This window comes from Wolbachia endosymbiont (group B) of Ablattaria laevigata, from assembly GCF_964277395.1.
Classification (GTDB): Bacteria; Pseudomonadota; Alphaproteobacteria; order Rickettsiales; family Anaplasmataceae; genus Wolbachia.
Window position 1 is genome coordinate 258640 of sequence record NZ_OZ195519.1, and the last position, 20783, is coordinate 279422.

Here is a 20783-nt window from a genome sequence, read left to right on the forward strand (position 1 = left end):
TTATTTTTCCCCACACTTGCTCAACATACTACCTTGTTTAATGCTATCGGGTATAATTTTCATTATAATCGCTTTGGCACCAAAAAATACACCACAAAACATACCTAGGGCAAAGAGAGCTGGCCATGGCATTCTACCAAATATTGCAAGCAAAGCTGCACCTATTATGACTACAGTCATAAGTGGCCCACCTATTCCCCAAATATAACCAATAATATTGCATATTACTTGGGCAGTTGTATCATCTATATCAGTAGCAGCATTTGCGTAATCTGAAAAAGAGAGAAACAGCACTATACATAAAGCATTAAAAAATTTTTTTATTATATAGCTCATTCTTTTGCCTCCAAGTAATAAACTAGTGTGAATCTAAATTTATATATATTTATTTTAAGGTAAAACTCATAGTTTGTCCATAAATAAGTGTTGCTACATAAATAGCCCACCATTGATGTTAAGCACATGCCCCGTTATATATCTTGCTTCGTCGCTTGCTAAAAACAATACCCCTGCTGCTATTTCTTCTCCTGTTCCCATTCTTTGCATTGGAATATTATCTAATATTTTTTCTTTTTGTTTTTCATTTAAAACTTCAGTCATCTTAGTATCTATAAACCCAGGAGCAATGCAATTTACTGTTACACCGCGACTTGCAACTTCTTTTGCTATAGATTTGCTCATAGCTATTATTCCAGCTTTTGATGCTGCATAATTTACTTGCCCGGCATTTCCTGTCAATCCTACTATTGAGGAAATATTTATGATTCTTCCCCGGTTGTTTTTAATTAATTTTCTGCATGCTTCTCTATTTAGTTTAAATGTAGAGTTCAAATTAATATCAATTACCTTTTGCCATGCTTCATCTGTCATTCTCAACAATAAGCTGTCTTGTGTAATTCCTGCATTGCATATGAGTCCATCAAAGCCTTTCATCAACTCACTTGCTTTATTTATTAGTTGATTTACCTCTTCAGGATTTGATAAGTCGCAAGGAAGTACGTGAATGTTTTTTTCATATTTTTTAGCAACTTCTTCGAGTACTTCTTTTTTTGTACTAGAAATACATAAAGTTGCTCTGGCCTTATGCATAATTTCTACAATTGCTTGCCCTATTCCGCCTGATGCACCAGTAATCAGAAATTTCCTGTCTTCTAATCCGAACATGATAATTTTTATATTATCCCAGCTCTTAACAGAATATTAAAAGACTTGCAATAGATTTTTTTCATAACTTTCATTTAATAGAAGCTTCTTGACAACTCTTGTGTTTATTGGCGAAAATTATGGCGGCTGCATGCCTTTTTTTATTTTTTTCTATTCAGCCTAAACTCGCTTCGTTTAAGCGTTAGCACATTATCAATTACAGTAATAAAATCAGCACCATGTGGATTCTTTTGCCTTTTTTTGATTGGTAAATTTCTTAACACTTATAGCTAAAGTAATTTAAGAGAGCCAGCGCGTGACTAGTTCTTATTACTTGATCAGTCTTCTGGATCCCAGTACTGGAATGACAGGAGTGTGAGATAAGGCTACATTCATACTCCAACAGGTATGACATCATAGAGGTCATTGAGATGACAGGAAAGAATACTTGAATGACAATAGGGACATTAGAATGAAAGGAAAAGAGGCTATTTAATTGTGCTGAATTTTACAAAATTTATTACTCCTGCCTGACAAATTTATTAGAATAGTATGTATAGTATGTTTATTAGTGAAAATCCGAAAAAAATGCAAGAAAAGTTAATATATTACTTTAGCCAAAGCAACTGTGAAGGTAATGCAGCAATGAGAAATCTACTAGGAGGGAAGGGAGCAAATCTGGCAGAGATGTGTAACATTGGCATTCCTGTTCCACCTGGTTTTACAATTTCCACTGCTGTTTGTCAGGCCTATTGTCAAGATAATGAATTGTCTTGTGATCTACGTAACGAGATAAAAAACTACATGGCGATGCTCGAAAGTGACATCGGTTGTAAATTCGGGGATTCAAATAATCCTTTATTAGTTTCCATACGCTCTGGTAGTGTGAATTCAATGCCGGGCATGCTTGATACTATTTTAAATGTTGGTCTAAATGATGAAACCGTTGTTGGGCTTGCAAAAAAAAGTGGCGAACGTTTTGCCTATGATAGCTACTGTCGTTTCATCATGATGTACTCGAGTGTTGTACTACAGCTTGACCATCACTTATTTCAAGACATTGTTGATAGTGAACAGCAAAAAAGTGGAGCAAAAAGCTTAGCTGATCTTAATGTTGATGTTTTAAAGAAAATTGTTAATGATTTTAAAGAGATAGTATGTGAAAAAACTGGAAAGCATTTCCCGCAGAACGTTGAAGAGCAATTGTTAAACTCGGTTAATGCAGTATTTGCCTCTTGGAAAAACGATAGGGCTGTTTCCTATAGAAGAATACATAGTATTTCTGAAAACCTTGGAACTGCGGTTAATGTACAAGCAATGGTTTTTGGCAATCTGAACGATAATTCTGCAACCGGCGTGATATTTACACGTAATCCTTCAACTGGAGAAAAAAAGCTTTTTGGTGAGTTTTTAGTTAATGCTCAGGGTGAGGATGTGGTTTCTGGTGTTTATACTCCTATGCCAGTTAACGGCGAGCAAGAAAACACCATAGAGAAGTTGCTACCAAACATCTACCGAGAATTATGCGCGGTATGTGAAAAACTTGAAAGTCATAATAAGGACATGCAGGATATCGAATTTACTGTACAGGACGGTAAGTTATGGATTTTGCAGACTAGGTCTGGCAAGCGCACAGCCGAAGCTGCTATTCGCATAATAGTTGATATGGTAAACGAAGGAGTGATTACAAAAGAGGAAGGAATATTGAGAATTGATCCAAAAACTTTTGACAATTTATTGCATCCAGTTCTTGATGTTAAAATCGATCAAGAAGTAATAGGCAAAGGACTGCCAGCTTCTCCAGGTGTTGCTTCTGGATATGTAGTATTCAGTGCAAGTGATGCTGAAAAAGCTGCAGAGCAGGGTAAAAAAGTAATTTTGGTAAGATCAGAGACGAGCCCTGAAGATATTAATGGAATGAATGCCGCAAGTGGAATAGTAACAGCGCGAGGAGGTATGACCTCGCATGCCGCTGTTGTAACTCGTGGAATGGGTAAACCATGCATTTGTAGTCTAAATGGACTTTATATTGATAAAGATGAAAAATTTCTTTCTATGGGGGATATAAAAGTAAATAAAGGTGAATCAATCACCATCAATGGAGGAACAGGAGAGGTTATGCTTGGTATTCTTCCTACAATTTTGCCTGAATTATCTCAAGAATTCAAAACGATAATTAACTGGGTAGATGAAATCAAAACAGTGAAGGTGAGAGCGAATGCTGATACTCCAAAAGATGCAAAAATTGCAAAAGAATTCGGTTCAGAAGGTATAGGATTATGTCGCACAGAACATATGTTTTTTGCTAGTGATAGAATCGAATTCATTCAAAAATTGATAATAGCTGATGATGAAAATGAAAGGGCAAATGCATTAAATAAACTCGAAGAAATGCAAAAGTCTGATTTCAAAGAAATATTTTCTATTATGGAGGGCAGGGAGGTTACTATACGTTTACTTGATCCACCTCTACATGAGTTTTTGCCCCACAATCAATCTATTATAGAGAAAATTGCCAAATCACTGAATAAGTCAGTTGAATCAGTAAAAAATAAAATAGCACAGTTATCAGAAAAAAATCCAATGCTTGGCCATCGAGGTTGTAGACTTGCCATTTCTCATCCTGAAATATATGGCATGCAAATTAGGGCAATACTCAGTGCTGCAAGTGAATTAAGGAAAGAAAAGAAGATAGAAGTGAAACCTGAAATCATGATTCCTTTTATCATGAGTGAGAAAGAGTTTATTCTGATATGCGAGTTAATAAAGAAAGAAGCCGAAAATTTCGATGTGAACTATTCAATCGGAACGATGATAGAACTGCCACGAGCAGCACTGATTGCTGACAAACTCGCAAAACACGCAGAATTTTTTAGCTTTGGCACTAATGATTTAACACAAACAACTATGGGACTTTCACGAGATGATTCAGTTAATTTCCTCGATTCTTATAAGGAAAGCAACATATTTGAAAACGATCCATTTGAGGTGCTAGATGTTGAAGGGGTAGGGGAATTAATCAGAATAGCTATCGAAAGGGGCAAAAAAACCAGAAAAGAAATTAAACTTGGTATATGTGGAGAGCATGGAGCGAATCCACAGTCCATAGAGTTTTTCATCAAATCAGGGGTTGATTATGTGTCATGCTCGCCCTATAGAGTACCGGTTGCAAAATTAGTGGCAGCACAGCTTAGCATAAGTTTGTTGGGCAGCACAACTGTACGAACATAGATTTCGCTAACAAGTAGCGGAATGATGATTTTTCAAATTGTCGATAAATCTAAGTCAGTTTAGCTATTTTGCTGCTACTTTTTTCTTAATATCTTAAGAAAGATTGACTTTTTGTCTAAAATAATATAGGATAAAATAATAGTGAGTGAGGTAAAAATGTCAGTATCAAAAGAAAGTAAGAAATATTTACTAGAAAAGTTTAAATATGCTGCCAAAGAATTTGGTAAATCTGGTACAAAGTCCAATCATCTAGCAGTACCAAAGGAACAGCAACTCTCTATTGATTTAGGTAATAGAAAAGTTTTTGGTATCATAAATAAGATTCTGTATTGGATAGAGAATAATTTTACTTATTTTTTTCCACGATATAATTTGTTTCCAGAAGTTGGAGTTGAAGGAAGAAAAATTCCTGGAACTAATACAAGGGTTAAGTATTTTACTCCAGATGACCAAGCAGAATATACTAAAATTCCTCATGAAGGAAAATTATACGTGGACTTAATGCCAGAAGTGGAAGGTAACAAGTTAAAAGGCTTTGAAGACAAACTATATGATACAACTGATAAAATTAGTAAGGGTAAAAAAGGTTGTGTAGCTTATGTGATCACGCTTGATGGAAAATTAGTAACTCATGAACATATTAATGTTAACAAAAGCGAATGGGCTTATCGTCATTCAACTCTTGCAGGTGGTAGTCCAGTTTTATGTTCTGGTTTAATGAAAGTGGTAAATGGTAAAATAACTTATATAGACAATAATAGCGGGCATTATAAACCAGAATCAGCAAACTTATACAATGCAGTGAAAAAGTTAGAAGGTCTATTTTCGGAAGATGCAAAAGTTGTTTGCCTACCATATTGGATTAGCTTGAAAAAACAAATTCCGCTTATACGCAAAATTAGTCTAGCCAAACGAGAACCTGTAGAGAAATTCTTGGAAAGGATGAAGAAAAAAGGGAAAGATGGATTGACTCAATATGAAAGACATTTTGAAAAGATAAAGGAATTTAATGAGCAGTATGAACAAAAATTGCTTCTTGCAAACTATAAGTCACCTACAAATGAACTGTCCTACAAACCAACTATACATAAAAAACACAGATTGAAATACTCTGAATATATTAACTTACACCTTAATTTTTTGAAAGAGTTTGATGAAAATCCTGAAGTGCAAAAAATAGCAATAGAACATTCAATAAGAAGGGTTATTGGAGCAAATTATGGCCATAAACCTACAGTTGCGCTTGCTAAGGCACAGGTAATAGATAAAGATGGAAAGCTGCAAGAAACGGACGAAATAGTAGGTATAAATGTTGCTTTTCACCATGAGAATGATCGTGATGGCTTTGCTAAACTTCTAGATTTTAAAAAGTATAGCTATATTTGCGAACCTCATTTGCAAGATAAAAAAAATAGAGCTGATATGGAAAAATTAATGCCCAATAAACATACAGTTTTTATGAGTACAGACCAGGCTAATAAATTTATAAAGGGCACTTTACAAATTAAAATTGATAGTGTTGAGCAATTGGGTGTTGGTTTAGTGATGGGCTAAAGCTCTGTTTAAATATATATTTAGTTTTGTTACAATATTCTTATTTTCATCATATAATATGATGGAAATTTTATGCACAACTTTTTTATTTGATTAAAAATTGCATTTTTGCAATAAAAACTTATTTATTGTAAGAAAACTTGCTCATATAAAACTATTTATAGAGTGACAATAGCTGTGTTATACTTACACTTCTGATTCAAAAATTTATGCAGTTATTTCTAACAAGATTGGTCAATAAATTTTACTGTTTAAGGATGAGAAACAAAGTAATCATCGTTTCCAGTATTGCTCTTATTCTACTGTTTTTTATCAACAATACATTTTTAAAAAAAGATCAGGCGGTTCATAGTGATAATCCAATTAGTAGTTTTTCAGTAAAAACTCAGGATTATACTCCACAAAATCGCACTGTATATTTAAATTTTTCTGGTACAGTAAATCCCTTGCATAGGGCAAGCCTTGTCTCAAGAACAAGTGGTCAAGTTATTGCTATTTATTTGTCTGATGGTGAAAAAGTAAAAAGAGGCGATGTAATTTTAAAGATAGAAGATTATGACAGAGTTGCACAAGTTGAGAAAGCCAAAGCTTTATTAAATCAGCGTGAAATTGAGTATGATTCCTCTCGAAAATTGAATAAAAAAGGCTATGGAGCACAGATAAGAGTGGAATCAGCTTTTACTGCATTGCAGAGTGCAAAAGCTGACCTAAAAAGGCTAGAATTGGATTTAGAAAACACTGCGATTAAATCTCCTATTGATGGTTATATAGATAAGATCAACGTAAATGAAGGGGATTTTGTTAATCTTGGACATAAGATAACTGACATAGTTAATTTTGATCAGGTTCTTGTAGTGTTGTATGTTTCAGAAAATGAAGTAAATAAAATAAAACTGGGTAGTGCAGCGCAAATTAATTTGCTAGACGGAAGGGAATTAGTAGGTGAAGTGAGTTTTATTAGTAAAATTGCTGAGCCTAAAACTGGATCTTATAGAGTGGAGGTCAAGGTAACTGATAATGAAATTATATCCTTGCAAGGACTGACTGCTAGTGTAAGCCTACCTTCAGGTGAAAAATTTGCATATAAAATTCCTTCTTCAGCCTTGAGCTTAAGTGACGATGGTGTTCTTGGAATAAAGATTGTTGATGACAATAATTATGTAGTATTTACACCAATAGAAATTGTTGATCATGAAAACGATGGTGTTTGGGTGGTGGTAAATAACGAAGATAAGCCTATAAAGTTAATAACATTGGGCCATCTATTTGTTAAGCCTGGTGATAAGGTTTAAGACATAACTTCAGTATCAGTTATAGCCCTTCCCATAATAGTCCAAAAAGGTCATAAGAAAGAAGAATCGACAGCATGACGAAAAGATTTGAATAAAGGAATGTTTTTCCTGGTTCTGTTTTTTATAGCAAACCAATAATGTTCAATTTTGTTAAAATCTGGAGAATATGGAGGAAGATATAAAATTTCTGCACCAACTCCTTTAGCAAATCTTATTAGACTTATGAAAAGTAGCATTATCAAGGATAACAGTTTGTCCAGGTTCCAAAATCGGTGTCAGAAACTGCTCAAACCATTTATTAAAGATATCCATATTGCAATGGCCTTTAAAGGTTAACGGAGCAATTATTTTTCTTCCACTTAAGGCTGCAACCATGCTAATTCGTTGAGTTTTCTTCCCAGATTTTAGGGCATAAAACCGCTGTCCTTTCTGGCAATAACCATAGGTTCAGTGTCCAGACTCATCTATATACACTAATTCTTTAGGTTCTTTTGTTGCTATAACCTTTGAAAATTGAGCTCGCTTTTCTTCATTTCTTTCTTTATATCCGTAGGTCTTTTTTTTCTTGTGAATCCTATATTTTTAAGTGCTCGATGAATTGTTTGTCTACTAATATTGCCCCAGCATCTCTGACTGAGTTTTGCCACCTTGCTCATTTGCAAATTCGGCAAATGCATTCCAGTCGGTAATTTTATGCCACGCTTCCAGGCTTTTTTGACTGAAAATCTCCCGTTTTCTCACGTCTTTTCTTCCACTCATATAAAGTTGTTTTTCCGATCTTAAATCTCTTGGCAACAGTTTCTCCACTCTCTCCTTCATCCAATGCTTCCATTACCTTTTTTCTTAAGTCATAACTATATGCTACTGGCATCCTTACCTTCCACTACTATCAATCCATCTTACTCTTTTTGGACTATTATGAGAAGGGCTATACTTAAAACCTTTGCTTCAAGTTCGGTTGTTTGCCTTTTTCTGACTACTTGTGGCTCGAAACTTCCTTCTCTATCTCTTGGTGTCAATAGTTCAAATACTTGTCCGTAAAGTCTTTGAATTTCTTCGTTTGTTTTCTTTGCTTTCAGCCGACAAATGGTTTTCTATCTCGCCTTCCCTCTAGCAGTTTTTTTATAAATGGTGTTAATGCTCCATCTCTTCCTGTCAATGGTCTTCCTTCTCGTATAGATGATAAGATATTTGTTTCTAATTCTTTATAGTCTACCAAACCGGTAGTTGTGTTTGCTTGACTCATTGTCAAACCTCCATTTTTTTATCAATTTATTACTTTACTTCTCGGTTTGACACAGTTTATTTAACACTCCCCTTTTTGTTTAGTAATGGTTAATGCTTCCTTCTATAATGCAAAACCCATACTCACCCAACCCAATCAATTACTTGCAATCTGGATTCCAGTTTTAAGCTACTCATATGACAGAGAAAGGGCTACTTGCATGAAATGAAAAGGAGCACCGAGCAGATCACTTCTTCACAAAGATCTTATCAGCAACACGCATATCAATTATGCTCCAATTGCTAAAAGTAAAGTCGGTTGTATTTTGCAAGTGGCTTAAATAATCCCATGCGCTATAAGGATTATCTTCAGGCAATTTTACTGTGGCACTGTTATCGAGTATGATATTCCATCTTCTATTGCCTACATAAACACAAGAAGAAATATGATCACTTAATTGAGTTTTCCTCTCTAGTATATCTTTAATGAATTTTAGGCTTGATAACGAATTTTGTCCTTTGATTATAACGAGGTTATCTATCTGGTAATCATCTACGATTACTTTACCTTCAGAGTCAATTACTGAAGTTCTGTTATCATCTTTCCAAAGAGCAAAAGGTTTGTGTTCATTTACATCAATGCGTAAGGTGTTGGGTAAAATCCTATAAATTCTTACATGTTTTATCCATTCGCTTACAGATTGTATATTATCTGTTAGTTTTGAGAGTGATACATACATGATAGGTTGTGTTCTATCTACTAAACTTAGAATGTCCTGTTCATTTGTAAATTTGTTTCCAGTAACGGTTACTTTGTCGATTGAAAATCCATTGCTAATTAATAAGCTCGATAAGCGATCGTTACACCAAGTAAAGTAGTAATTGAATCGATTTGTTATTTTATCAAGTGAACTATAAAGTACTAGTGTAAGGAAAAGTGCAGTTATAATCATGAAAGCACACTTGCGCAAAAAACTCCTTTGGCTTCTAGTAACATTGTTCAACATCGGCTTGATCTCTAATATTCTTGTGGTGTAAACTGTCTTTGACAATAATTTTAATTAATTCATTAAAATCAATTCCTTTTGTCAATTTTGCAATTTCTGGTACTAACGATAATTCAGTAAAGCCAGGATGTGTATTAATCTCAAGCATTTTTAAAGTGTTATTTTGGGGATTATAACGGAAGTCTGAGCGGGAAACAGTTTTGCATCCTAAAAATTGATGAACTTTTAGTGCGTGTTCCAAGGTCATTCTATATATGTTGTCAGGAATTTTAGCAGGAAATATATGTTCTGCAAATCCATCTGTATACTTTGCTTCATAATCATAGAATTTATTTTTTGGTCGTATTTCCATAGTGCCAATTGCTTCATTCAGCAACACAGCAGTATGTAACTCTATACCCGGTATGTATTCTTCTATGATCATCTTTTCCATTATAGTAGAACTGTTATTTTTCAGCTCTAAGTAATCCTCATGTGAGAAAATCATGTGTACTCCAATGCTTGAGCCTTCGTTAATCGGTTTTAAGACGTACGGATAATCAACTTTAATATTATTTTTTAGCACATCTTCTCGACTAATTACATAACCTCTTGGAGTGTCGATATTAAGAGAATGGAATATATGCTTTGACATCACTTTATTCATAGCAACAGCCGAAGCCATAACTTCTGAGTGTGTATATTTTATACCTAAAATCTCCAGTAAACCTTGAATACAGCCATCTTCACCATAAGGTCCATGTAGAGCAATAAAAGCAAGAGCGGGATTAGTTTTTTTAAGCTTTTGAGCAATGTTGCTATCAACATCTATTTCTATTGCATTATATGAAAGGCTATCAAGCGCCTTCTTTACTGCTTTTCCGCTCATAAGCGATATTTCTCTTTCGCAAGAAAATCCACCACTTAAAATTGCTATAGTTGGAACCATAAGCACCCTAATATTTTGCTATATATCATATATAAAAGATACTTTTATCTTCAATAGAAAAAACGCTTTGAAAAATTCCACAGCTGTACAGATATTGCAATTTGCAGGTGGCAAGTAGTTTTATGTAAACTGGTTCCTTTGTGATCAGACACCAGATTGCAAGTAATACATTGGGTTTTGCATTATAGAATAGGGTTATTGCAAAACATATTTCCTTCAAACGTAAATGGTGTCCCTATATCCTATTGTAACGATAGTTACTTCATGTTTTTGGTGTCTGTATAATACACATCGCCAACTCTTAGTCTTCTAAACCCTTTAAAGCTATGGTGCAAGATTCACTGAATCAACTGTAAGACGTTCCTGTATTGCTTTATTTACTTTTGATTCCATATTTAATATAGTATTAATACTTTTATACTATATTAAATATAATATTAATTAAGGAGAATATTATGTCAGAAAAAGATAATAATCAATGTTCATTAAGTGAAGTTTGTATTAAATCAATCACTGGACCGTTATGGGGAGCGCATTATAACTCAAAGAAGACAATTGAAACAATTAAAGAAGATTTCAAGAATCTAAGCAATAATATTCATTTAACCAATACCAAGTTATGGGGAGAGTATGGTAATTTAAAGAAGACAATTGAAACAATTCAAAAAGATTTCGAGAATCTGAACAATGAACTTAAACCAGACAATATTGATAGTAATATATCATCTGCTGATATATTTTCTGATGAAACGCACATTTACGATTCAATGTCTATTTAACCAAAAAGATGTGAGGCTTCTTTTGTACTCTCTATTTATTCTGAACTTTTCAATAAAGTAATAAACGTATCTGAAAAGTAATTATGCTAATATAAATATTACAATTTTATTAACACATAAATGCTACCGTGGAGTTAGTTTTTTAATTTAGGAGTATATTATGGTTATGTCTACACAAAACTCGAATTCATTAACGTTTCAGGCACGCAACCTATCTCATATTTGCCATAAAAACTGTGAAGAGGCGTTCAATGAAACAGACAAACCTCTGTGCAAGGCTAGATGTGATACTTTCTTTCCAGTGCCTGAACTTCGTTCACAAATTAGTGAGAAATTAATAGACATTGCAAACAATCTCCGTTTTGAGAGTGCACAATTATCGTCTATGGCAGATGAAATAGATGCTTACAATTCAATGTCTATTTAATCAAAAAAGTGTGAGTCCACTTTCGTACTCTATTACCCTAAATTTTCGTCAAAATAAGCTGTTTTATCCTTTTTTTCTTTATACTCTTCTGCTGTATCTAGGGGTTGCTTTTTAGCTGTGACATTTGGCCACTTTTGCGAATATTCTACATTTATGTTGTAAAATGATTTAAAGATTTTTTGTTCATTGTTCAGTAAGCCTTCATCTAGCTCTAGAATATCTTTTATGGAATCATCAGTTACAATTGCATCTACTGGACATTCAGGTATACACACTCCACAATCAATACACTCATCTGGGTTAATCACGAGCATATTTTTACCTTCATAAAAGCAGTCAACGGGACATACTTCTACACAGTCCGTATATTTACATTTTATGCATTTATCTGTAACAAAATGCGTCATAAAATACTGTATATTTGCATTATCTTGGGTACACTAAACTGATAAGAAATTCAAGCCTTTTATGAAGATAAATAAATTAAATAACGAAGAATTAGAAATATGGCTAAGCTTGGCTAGAACTGTGGGACCAGTAAAGTTTTTTAGTATACTAAGAGCATGTGGCTCACTAGATGAAGTGCTTAAGTATCTTAATGAATTGGCTAACAAGGATTATGGAATTAAAAATGTACAAGAAGAAATTAAGAATGCAGAAAAAATTGGAGCCAAAATAATACCAGCATGTGATCCAGATTACCCTGACATTTTAAGGAATATACCGAGTTGTCCTCCTGTAATAACTACACTTGGTGATATATCATTGTTAAGCCGTGAGATAATTGCAATAATCGGTGGACGTAATTCTTCAATCAATGGAAGAAATTTTGCCAATAAGTTGGCACTTGATTTAAGCGAAGTTGGTTTCATCGTAATTTCTGGACTTGCAAGAGGGATCGATACTGCAGCAAACAGTGTAATATACAAAAATCACCCAACCATTGCTGTCACAGCAAACGGAATTGACGTAGTATACCCAAGAGAAAATTTTGATCTATACAAAAGAATCACTGAAAATGGCGGGTTAGTAATTACTGAGCTTCCATTTGCTACTAAACCAAAGCCTCAGTATTTTCCCCAAAGAAACCGAATTATATCTGGCCTTTCACTCGGTGTTGTGGTAATTGAAGCATCAAAAAAGTCTGGTTCTCTCATCACAGCAGATTTTGCTTTGAATCAAGGAAGAGAGGTGTTTGCAGTTTCTGGTTTCCCTTTAGATTCACGCTGTAGTGGTAGTAATTATTTAATTAAGAACGGCGCTAAACTTGTTGAATCCGCTGATGATATAGTAGAGAGCGTGAGATTTAGTTTACCTCTTCAGCAAAAAAATCTATTTGATACCGTTGCTGACCAAAAACAAGAAAAATTACAACAGGCAAAATCTGTTATAGTTGATCATATTAACTCTGTACCTGTTGATATAGATGAACTTATATTAGCAAGCGGACTTTCTACCAATATAGCTCTAATGGCTCTTTTGGAACTAGAGACGGAAAATAAAATAGAGCGTTTGCCGGGGAATAAAATATCATTAATTTTCTAGATTGCTTTAGTTATAAATCCACAACCGTACAAACATTATGATTTGAGTCCACCAAGAAAGATGTCATTCCAGCGTGTGACGCTGGCTTTCCGTAATCTCACTAAAAACGTTGTATTTTTACATAACTTTTATACTTACTAACTTAATATATAATCAGAATTCCTAATATATAATCAGAATTCCTAGATTCCAGACTCATGCATCAATAGACCTGCTGCAAAAGGTAATGATAAAATGATGGAAGAGGAATAAGCAGATAGAGTAAGGTAAAAAAATGAGCTTTAGTTACTACAATATAAAGAAACACCCAAGAAATTTTCGTAATATAACAGGCTTAACTGTAGAAGAATTTGAAAAGGTGATAGAAAAAGTGGGGAACGTTCAAAAAAGTGTGTCAAGCCGAAAAGAAAAGTAATAAATTGATATAAAAAATGGAGGTTTGAAATGAGTCAAGCAAATAGAACTACCGGATTAGTAGACTATAAAGAACTAGAATCAAATATTTTATCATCTATAGCTAACCCAAGAAAGGTTTAGCTATATGGCAAAATTGGTTAGAATGGTATAATAAGTAATGAGAAAGAAGAAGATGCCAAGTCCATATAGTGAGGATCTGAAAGAACGTGTTCTCAAAGGAGTCGATAAAAAAACAATGACGATAAAAAAATCAGTCAAATATTCAAAGTGAGCATAAAACCAATATATTTGTGGAGGAAAAGGAAAAAAGAAACAGAAACCATCTTCAGGCTATCACAAAGGATATGGTCATAAGATTAAAGACTTAGATAGATTTGCCAAATTTCTGGATGGAAATTAAGATATTAGAATTGAAAAGATAATTGAAGAATTTGGTAATATGTGTAGAAGCACAGTATATAACTACCTTAGCAAAGTAAACTATACATATAAAAAAAACTTTTCTTTATCGAGAAAGAGATAAAGAGAAACGCAAAGAGTTCATAAAAAAAGTAGAAGAAATAAATAAAGGAAACTTGATATACATAGATGAGTCTGGAATAGAGGACAATGAATTTTATGAATATGGGTGGTCTCAAAGAGGCAAGAGGTTATTTGCCCAGGGTTTAAAAGAAAGAGGGTAAGCATAATTGGAGCACTGAATGAAGGAAAAGTTAAAGCATCATGGATAATTGATGGCTACTGCAACAGGGAGATTTTTGATGCTTATGTAGAAAATGTACTTGTTCCTGTATTTAAACCTGGACAGACTATTGTTCTCGACAATGCGAGCTTTTATAAATCTGCAAGGATGAAAAATTTGATAGAAAATATTGGGTGTAAAATTTTGTTCTTGCCTCCATACTCGCCAGATTTAAATCCGATTGAGAAGTTCTGATCAAGCACGCCATAAGAAAGGCTCTACAAACCTTTTGGCCCAATATTAATTCGGCTATTGATTTTGTTTTTTAGTGCTCGGGCAAATCTTACTTCGGTTAGCTATAGCAGCTATAATGTGCTTGCAACAACTAATTCACTACGGCAACTGCACCGTGACAGTGTTTGTATTTTTTTCCAGAGTTACAAGGGCACTTGTCATTTCTTGAAACTTTTGGAAGTCTGCTATTTTTAGTAGAGCGTGACCTATTGCCTATTTCTTGATTGTCTAGCAACTTAAAGTGCGCTAGGCGGTGAATGGTAAGCTCCCCCCACTTTTCAAGCATCGACTCAAACATTAAGAAAGCTTCGCGTTTAAATTCATTCAGTGGGTCTTTTTGCCCCATGGCACGCAAATTTATGCTTTGTCTTAGGCTCTCTAAGACCGAAAGGTGCTCCCTCCATAAATGATCAAGTGTCATGATCATCACTTGTTTCACTATCGTATTCCACAAATCTGTAGTTTGTTGACTATTGAAATATTTTTCTTTCTCAGTAAAAAATTCTTGTATCTTGTCATTTATATAATCCAAGGCTTCTTGTTTATTCAAAAACTCTTCTAGATTAAGCGTTATCCCGTATCTTATATGGAATTCTTTTGCAATATCTTCAACATAATCTTCGTAATAACCACTTTGTACTATACCTTCTATTATATCCTCATTTACTTCACTATATACTTCAACTAAATCATTGATTTCATTGTTTAAAATATGATTTCTCTGCTTAAAAATAACTTTACGTTGATTGTTGATTACATCATCAAACTTTAGCAAAGACTTCCGCACATCATAATTTCTAACTTCAACTTTCTTCTGTGCTTTTTCAAGTGCTTTATTAATCCATGGATGATGAATAGCCTCGTTGTTCTTTAGTCCCACTTTTTGCAAAAAATTCCTCATTCTATCAGAACCAAATATCCTCATTAAATCATCTTCAAGTGATAGAAAGAACTTAGAAAGTCCAGGGTCACCTTGGCGGCCAGAACGTCCACGTAATTGATCATCTATTCTCCTGCTTTCATGCCTTTCGGTTCCAATAACACATAAGCCACCAGCTTTTATAGCAATTTCCTTATCTTTTTTTACTCTTTTGACTATTTCTTGATATTTTTTTTCTCTTTCATCAGCATTTTTTATTTTCTCGAGCTCTATTTTTGCAATCATTTCAACATTTCCACCAAGCTGAATATCAGTTCCACGTCCTGCCATGTTTGTTGCTATAGTAATGCTGCCTGGTATTCCAGCTTGCGCTATTATATACGCTTCTTGTTCATGATAACGAGCATTCAATACTGAATGCTTAAGAGAATGGCTTTTCAAAAGATCGGAAAGTTTTTCAGAATTTTCAATACTCACAGTGCCAACAAGCACTGGTTGAAGGCGTTTGTGACATTCCGCTATAAACTTCAATACAGCACTAAATTTTTCTTTTTCTGTGCCATAAATTTCATCATCAACATCTATTCTTTTAACAGGCACATTAGTTGGAATTTTTACTACATTTAATCTATATATATCACGAAATTCTTCTGCCTCTGTTGCTGCTGTTCCTGTCATACCAGAAAGTTTGTTGTACATACGAAAGTAGTTCTGAAATGTGACTGATGCTAAAGTTTGACTTTCATGCTGAATTTCAAGATTCTCCTTTGCCTCCAGTGCCTGGTGAAGACCATCAGAATATCTCCTACCTTCCATCATGCGCCCAGTAAACTCATCAATAATTACCACCTTACCGTTTTTCACTATATAATCTTTATCAGCAGTAAACAGCTTATGTGCACGAAGTGCTTGATCTATATAATGAGTCAGTATAATATTGCTAGTATCATAGAGCGAGGAATTTTCAGGAATGAGGTTATACGATTTTAGTAATTCCTCCACTCGTGAAATGCCATTTTCAGTGAGGAACACTGCTCTACTCTTTTCATCGACTTCATAGTCAGAATCAACTAATTTGATTACTATTTTATTGATATGCTTATATATCTGATTATTTTCCTCAAGTGGGCCAGAAATAATGAGCGGAGTACGCGCTTCATCAATCAGTATGGAGTCTACTTCGTCTACTATTGCATAATTGAAGCCTCTCTGAACCATATCTTCTTGAGAAAATTTCATATTATCTCGTAGATAATCAAAGGCAAGTTCATTATTTGTTGAGTATACGATATCTGCGCTATAAGCCTTTTTTCTCTCGTCGTCTGTCAAATTATTTGTAATAAATGCAACAGAAACTCCAAGAGAATTATATAATTTACTCATCCACTCTGTATCTCGTTTTGCAAGATAGTCGTTAACAGTTACGACGTGCACACCTTTTCCTTCTAAAGAATTTAGATATGCGGCTAAAGTTGCGACGAGTGTCTTTCCTTCTCCTGTTTTCATTTCTGATATCATGCCATTATGGAGAACCATGCCACCAATTAGCTGAACGTCGAAATGCCTCATGTTAAGGAATCTTCGTGATGCTTCTCGTACAACCGCAAATGCAGGTACGAGAAGGTCATTTAGTGTTTTTCCATTTTTCAGTTCTTGTTTTAATTCCGCAGTTTTACTAGCAAGATCCTCATCAGATAAGCTCTGCATTTCTTGCTCTAGCGCATTAATCTGCTGAGCAATTTTTCTGAAGGATTTTATTATCTTCTTGTTCGTTGATCCAAATATCCTTTTTATAAAAAAAAGTGACAATGTAAAGATGAAGAATATAAGAATAGTTGTTAAAACTAACGTAGAGTCTGGCATAAACTTAGGTAAAGTTTTATTTAATATGAGATTATATTACTAAACGTAACCTGCGGCAATTAGATTCAGAAAATCTTTATTTACAAACTAAGCAAAAGATTCTTGCAGATGAAATGTAAAAGAGTCTATTTATTTTATTAAATATTATAATTAATAATTAAACTTTCTTAATAAATTATTAAAATAGTGTTAAGCTACATGTATAAAACGGTTAGTGGAGTCACAATGTTAAGCAATATTATAAAAGTAAAATTAGAGGAAAATAGTTGTCCTTTTGAAGAATTAGAAGAATTTTTTGCTTCATTAAAATTTGGTACAAAAGGGTTTAAAGATTCTTCAATAAAATTAGTTTGCCAAGTATTGGAAGATTTCACCTTAATTCTACCAAGAGAGGCAGTACCTAATTCTTTCGCTTTGAAGCTTTTATCTTTGCTTAGTAAGGGAAATGAGCTAGCTTTACCTATTATATTAAAATACCTTTCTTGCAGAACTGTATTTAAAGATTTTGGTCAAAAACTACAGGATAAAGTGGATCAAGATATAAAAGGACAAAACGATTCTAAAATTTCTCAGGAGATTGAGTTATGCAAAAAAGACATTTTAAATCTTCTCAATGGTGGTAAATCAGTATTAGACGTTCAATTGAAGCAGCGGTATAAAAAATACTATTCGTTAATAGATAATGAGATTGAAGAGTTAAAGACTCAAATTTTAAAAGAACTAGAAGATTATATTAGCAATACTAACGTTAATAAAATGTATCGAAGCCTTAATAATAAAAAGAAAAACGAAGAATCATTAAAAGAAGTAGCGTTAGGATCTTGTTCATTGGGTGGAATTTGCGTGTTAATATTTTTTTCACTTGGTTTTTTTATTTTTTTGGCAACAACCATTGACCCACCTGCTCATATGAGTATGTATAAAGTAAAGGTTTTTAGGTGTATAGGAGCTTCACCTTTAGTTTTTGTAGCATTAGCACTAACAGTAGCAGGTGTAGCTTACTTAACAAGTTGTTATCTAAATCATAGTTTTACAAAAGAAATACAAGACTATATAGAGCAACCAATAAAATGTATGGATAAGGCAACTAATAATAAAGAATTAGACAATTTTCCTTCTGACAATTATGAAAAAGTACAACCTTCAGCACCGCTTGAGGAACTACTACCTTCATACGAAGAATCGTGTTACAGTAGTTTAGGTTATATTCAACCATCTAATCCAATACAGCAAAATAAGTTGTTGTAGTGAAGGTATAAAGAGAATAAGCAAAATTATATTTGTAATTTTGATTCCTTTATCATGACTTAGAACATGCAGCAACATGACGATTTTTCTATACTTTATCAAGTATATTAATGGGTAAATGAATTTTAATACAATCTTATTATACTTATAAATACGTTATATGTGAGAAGATATGGAAGATTTTATAACTGAAAGAAGGAAAGATGATGCTGTGATATCTGTTTGTCAGGATAATGAGAAAAAGAACGTATTAATCTTGGGACTCAATCAAGCTGCAAGGAATTTATTAAAATGTGAGGGAGAGAATTTACTTAATAAGCCGTTAATCAATATTTTAAGTAAAAGAGCAGCTGAAGATATGAAAAGCTATTTGGAGTATACTGAAGATGGGCGCGATTTGCCCGATATATTGCCAAAAGTGATAGGCTTTTCTTTAATCGACGCTAAAGGAGAAGATATAAAAACAAAGGTAAAAGTTTTTCGCACAACTCAATTTACTAATAGCAAGATTAATTATGAGCTATTGATACGTGACATTAGCCTGTTTCATAAGCTAGCAATGTTTAGGGATAAATATCTGATGGGTAAGAAATATAAAAAACACAACTTGTTTGATATACCAGACAATGATTCAACGATTTTGGAGTTATATGTCATATTGAATTTTGCCTTTGAATATCAAATTAATGCAGTTATAGGAATAATAGGCTTCAATAATAAATTTAATGAGATAAACGATGCATTGAGTATGATCACAGAGCATTTTTATAAAAATTGCCGTAGTGATGATTTTCTAGGATTTATTGATGAGAATAAGGTGCTTTTTATTTTGATTAACTGTGATGCAAAGAACACATCTAAAATAATTAGTCGTATATATTCTACCATTAATAAGCAGTTACTAAAGCGAAAGTTACCAAGTATATCAATTATTTATGGAAATATAATTCAAAAACATAGTGTGAAGAATGCTTAAACGCTTTTGTCATTAATTGGTTTGTAGTATCTAAGTTCTACACAATATAAGAATTGTTTTTTATTTCTATTAAGCTTATATTAAAAATTTAAGCTTAACTATGAGGTTACTGATCAAACTATTTTCATTATTATTCGTGGTAGGGAGTGTCAATGCTAGGGTAATTCTAGATAAGGAGATATTTTATGCAGAACTAGATGGAAAAATAGATTTAAGATTTGGCTACGCTTTCAACAGAGATTCTTTTAGCTCTACAAAAGACAAGACCTCAAGCTATTCAGACCTGCGCTTGCTTTATTTACAGCAAGTTTATCCAAATACTAAAATGGGTTTTGATGTTAAGGCAGGAGTTTCTGGTATTGCAAACTTAAAGGCACTAGACATAGAAAAGTTAGAAATGGAGAAGTGGTATTTTATCATAAAGAATCAGGAGTTTGGATCATTTGAATATGGTAAAGGAAGTTTAGTTAGTCAGAGTATGTTAATTAACACTTCAAAAATTTATACAGCTGCTGGGGGAATAAATGGTCATTGGACAAACTATGCAAATCTGCGCGGTAATGGAAAAAAAGATGATGACCCTGGGTATGATAAGGACAAGGTATTTTGGGTAAAACCCAATGTTTACAGCGACTATAATGGACTAGAGCTGAAGTTAAAACAACCAATGATAAACTATATTTCTCCTGAAATTCATAACTTTCAACTTGGATTCAGTTATGTTCCAGGTAAAAATAATTTACAATATAATAATTTAATAGCCGCTGGTCTTTCCTATAAAAATGCCCTATCAGATGAAATAAATTTTACTACTGCTTTGACTGGTGAATTTGCAAGGGAAAATTTAACTGATTGTACAAACAAAAATTCTAGCGATCTTCAGTGTCATAATCAATTACTACACTGGAATTTTGGTGTGAAACTAAAGCTTTTTGAACTTGATTGCATTTTGTCGTACGGGAATGGTGGTAAATCTGGTGAGAAGCGTAGTCATGAAACAAATAATATGCATTATGTAAATGCAGGTATTGCTTATCATTCTGATTCTCGTAAAGTGAGCTTAACATATTTTAGTAGTAGCAGGGATATTGCAGACAAAGGTACAAACGAATTAACATCACAGGCTTTCAGTCTTGAATATCCATTAGCTGTTGGTACTTCATATTACTTTGATATTGTAAGATTTAGTACTAAGGAGCTTGCAGTGGAAGATAATAACTCCGGATATGTGCTTTTGGCCGGATTGAAGCTAAGTTTTTAGTGAAGTAACTGGTATGTAAGTATTGTAATAAT

The 20783-nt window shown here is 33.5% G+C and carries 17 protein-coding genes and 2 pseudogenes; 11 read left to right on the forward strand and 8 right to left on the reverse strand.

What is annotated here, in order from left to right; genetic code table 11:
* Together ACICP1_RS01360 and fabG are read right to left on the reverse strand one after the other, a co-directional pair.
* Window positions 1-336 (reverse strand): TrbC/VirB2 family protein, encoded by a 336-nt coding sequence (locus ACICP1_RS01360; RefSeq protein ID WP_265041683.1) that lies wholly within the window; start codon window positions 334-336, stop codon window positions 1-3.
* A 93-nt stretch (window positions 337-429) separates the two neighbouring features.
* Complete coding sequence (fabG, locus tag ACICP1_RS01365) at window positions 430-1164, reverse strand: 3-oxoacyl-[acyl-carrier-protein] reductase (protein ID WP_395460936.1); 735 nt, start codon at window positions 1162-1164, stop codon at window positions 430-432.
* A 540-nt stretch (window positions 1165-1704) separates the two neighbouring features.
* Here fabG and ppdK point away from each other — a divergent pair.
* From ppdK to ACICP1_RS01380, 3 genes are all read left to right on the forward strand, one after another.
* Window positions 1705-4374 (forward strand): pyruvate, phosphate dikinase, encoded by a 2670-nt coding sequence (gene ppdK / locus ACICP1_RS01370; protein ID WP_395460937.1) that lies wholly within the window; start codon window positions 1705-1707, stop codon window positions 4372-4374.
* 156 nt (window positions 4375-4530) lie between these two features.
* Window positions 4531-5928 carry a hypothetical protein gene (locus ACICP1_RS01375; protein ID WP_395460938.1) on the forward strand — a complete coding sequence of 466 codons (1398 nt, stop codon included), beginning with the start codon at window positions 4531-4533 and terminating at the stop codon, window positions 5926-5928.
* Between the two features lie 257 nt (window positions 5929-6185).
* Window positions 6186-7220 (forward strand): efflux RND transporter periplasmic adaptor subunit, encoded by a 1035-nt coding sequence (locus ACICP1_RS01380; protein ID WP_395460939.1) that lies wholly within the window; start codon window positions 6186-6188, stop codon window positions 7218-7220.
* Window positions 7221-7270: 50 nt separating this feature from the next.
* Here the strand turns inward: ACICP1_RS01380 and ACICP1_RS01385 are convergent.
* From ACICP1_RS01385 to ACICP1_RS01400, 4 genes and pseudogenes are all read right to left on the reverse strand, one after another.
* Window positions 7271-8091: pseudogene (locus ACICP1_RS01385) on the reverse strand (IS630 family transposase).
* 61 nt (window positions 8092-8152) lie between these two features.
* Window positions 8153-8466: pseudogene (locus ACICP1_RS01390) on the reverse strand (transposase); the annotation flags it as partial.
* A gap of 226 nt (window positions 8467-8692) precedes the next feature.
* Window positions 8693-9451 (reverse strand): cell division protein FtsQ/DivIB, encoded by a 759-nt coding sequence (locus ACICP1_RS01395; protein WP_010401947.1) that lies wholly within the window; start codon window positions 9449-9451, stop codon window positions 8693-8695.
* Window positions 9432-10385 carry a D-alanine--D-alanine ligase gene (locus ACICP1_RS01400; protein WP_039833309.1) on the reverse strand — a complete coding sequence of 318 codons (954 nt, stop codon included), beginning with the start codon at window positions 10383-10385 and terminating at the stop codon, window positions 9432-9434. Before ACICP1_RS01400 ends, ACICP1_RS01395 begins: the two co-directional genes overlap by 20 nt.
* Before the next feature lie 449 nt (window positions 10386-10834).
* Between ACICP1_RS01400 and ACICP1_RS01405 the strand changes: the two genes are divergently transcribed.
* Window positions 10835-11158, forward strand: a complete 324-nt coding sequence (locus tag ACICP1_RS01405; RefSeq protein WP_139686411.1) for a hypothetical protein — start codon at window positions 10835-10837, stop codon at window positions 11156-11158.
* Between the two features lie 160 nt (window positions 11159-11318).
* A complete protein-coding gene (locus tag ACICP1_RS01410) occupies window positions 11319-11585 on the forward strand; it encodes a hypothetical protein (protein ID WP_010405208.1) in 267 nt (88 codons plus the stop codon).
* Window positions 11586-11617: 32 nt separating this feature from the next.
* On the opposite strand, the gene ACICP1_RS01415 is transcribed toward ACICP1_RS01410, so the two are convergent.
* Window positions 11618-11992 carry a ferredoxin family protein gene (locus ACICP1_RS01415; RefSeq protein ID WP_010405211.1) on the reverse strand — a complete coding sequence of 125 codons (375 nt, stop codon included), beginning with the start codon at window positions 11990-11992 and terminating at the stop codon, window positions 11618-11620.
* Between the two features lie 61 nt (window positions 11993-12053).
* Between ACICP1_RS01415 and dprA the strand changes: the two genes are divergently transcribed.
* The 3 genes from dprA to ACICP1_RS01430 all read left to right on the forward strand — a co-directional run bounded on the left by dprA (window position 12054) and on the right by ACICP1_RS01430 (window position 14484).
* A complete protein-coding gene (gene dprA, locus ACICP1_RS01420; RefSeq protein ID WP_353281691.1) occupies window positions 12054-13130 on the forward strand; it encodes a DNA-processing protein DprA in 1077 nt (358 codons plus the stop codon).
* Between the two features lie 274 nt (window positions 13131-13404).
* A complete protein-coding gene (locus ACICP1_RS01425; protein WP_010405218.1) occupies window positions 13405-13545 on the forward strand; it encodes a hypothetical protein in 141 nt (46 codons plus the stop codon).
* 630 nt (window positions 13546-14175) lie between these two features.
* Window positions 14176-14484: a transposase gene (locus ACICP1_RS01430; protein WP_264375903.1), complete on the forward strand. Its 309-nt coding sequence runs from the start codon at window positions 14176-14178 to the stop codon at window positions 14482-14484.
* Between the two features lie 130 nt (window positions 14485-14614).
* On the opposite strand, the gene secA is transcribed toward ACICP1_RS01430, so the two are convergent.
* A complete protein-coding gene (gene secA, locus ACICP1_RS01435; protein ID WP_010405317.1) occupies window positions 14615-17266 on the reverse strand; it encodes a preprotein translocase subunit SecA in 2652 nt (883 codons plus the stop codon).
* 225 nt (window positions 17267-17491) lie between these two features.
* On the opposite strand from secA, the gene ACICP1_RS01440 reads away from it, so the two are divergent.
* From ACICP1_RS01440 to ACICP1_RS01450, 3 genes are all read left to right on the forward strand, one after another.
* Window positions 17492-18514 (forward strand): hypothetical protein, encoded by a 1023-nt coding sequence (locus tag ACICP1_RS01440; protein WP_353281695.1) that lies wholly within the window; start codon window positions 17492-17494, stop codon window positions 18512-18514.
* 172 nt (window positions 18515-18686) lie between these two features.
* Complete coding sequence (locus tag ACICP1_RS01445; RefSeq protein WP_264375901.1) at window positions 18687-19490, forward strand: hypothetical protein; 804 nt, start codon at window positions 18687-18689, stop codon at window positions 19488-19490.
* A 100-nt stretch (window positions 19491-19590) separates the two neighbouring features.
* Window positions 19591-20751, forward strand: a complete 1161-nt coding sequence (locus ACICP1_RS01450) for a porin (protein WP_353281697.1) — start codon at window positions 19591-19593, stop codon at window positions 20749-20751.
* Window positions 20752-20783: the final 32 nt, after the last annotated feature.

Coding starts and splice junctions, on each gene's coding strand:
- ACICP1_RS01360 (WP_265041683.1), bottom strand. CDS start 336: ATGAGCTATATAATAAAAAAATTTTTTAATGCTTTATGTATAGTGCTG.
- fabG (WP_395460936.1), bottom strand. CDS start 1,164: ATGTTCGGATTAGAAGACAGGAAATTTCTGATTACTGGTGCATCAGGC.
- ppdK (WP_395460937.1), top strand. CDS start 1,705: ATGTTTATTAGTGAAAATCCGAAAAAAATGCAAGAAAAGTTAATATAT.
- ACICP1_RS01375 (WP_395460938.1), top strand. CDS start 4,531: ATGTCAGTATCAAAAGAAAGTAAGAAATATTTACTAGAAAAGTTTAAA.
- ACICP1_RS01380 (WP_395460939.1), top strand. CDS start 6,186: ATGAGAAACAAAGTAATCATCGTTTCCAGTATTGCTCTTATTCTACTG.
- ACICP1_RS01395 (WP_010401947.1), bottom strand. CDS start 9,451: ATGTTGAACAATGTTACTAGAAGCCAAAGGAGTTTTTTGCGCAAGTGT.
- ACICP1_RS01405 (WP_139686411.1), top strand. CDS start 10,835: ATGTCAGAAAAAGATAATAATCAATGTTCATTAAGTGAAGTTTGTATT.
- ACICP1_RS01410 (WP_010405208.1), top strand. CDS start 11,319: ATGGTTATGTCTACACAAAACTCGAATTCATTAACGTTTCAGGCACGC.
- ACICP1_RS01415 (WP_010405211.1), bottom strand. CDS start 11,992: ATGACGCATTTTGTTACAGATAAATGCATAAAATGTAAATATACGGAC.
- dprA (WP_353281691.1), top strand. CDS start 12,054: ATGAAGATAAATAAATTAAATAACGAAGAATTAGAAATATGGCTAAGC.
- ACICP1_RS01425 (WP_010405218.1), top strand. CDS start 13,405: ATGAGCTTTAGTTACTACAATATAAAGAAACACCCAAGAAATTTTCGT.
- secA (WP_010405317.1), bottom strand. CDS start 17,266: ATGCCAGACTCTACGTTAGTTTTAACAACTATTCTTATATTCTTCATC.
- ACICP1_RS01440 (WP_353281695.1), top strand. CDS start 17,492: ATGTTAAGCAATATTATAAAAGTAAAATTAGAGGAAAATAGTTGTCCT.
- ACICP1_RS01445 (WP_264375901.1), top strand. CDS start 18,687: ATGGAAGATTTTATAACTGAAAGAAGGAAAGATGATGCTGTGATATCT.
- ACICP1_RS01450 (WP_353281697.1), top strand. CDS start 19,591: ATGAGGTTACTGATCAAACTATTTTCATTATTATTCGTGGTAGGGAGT.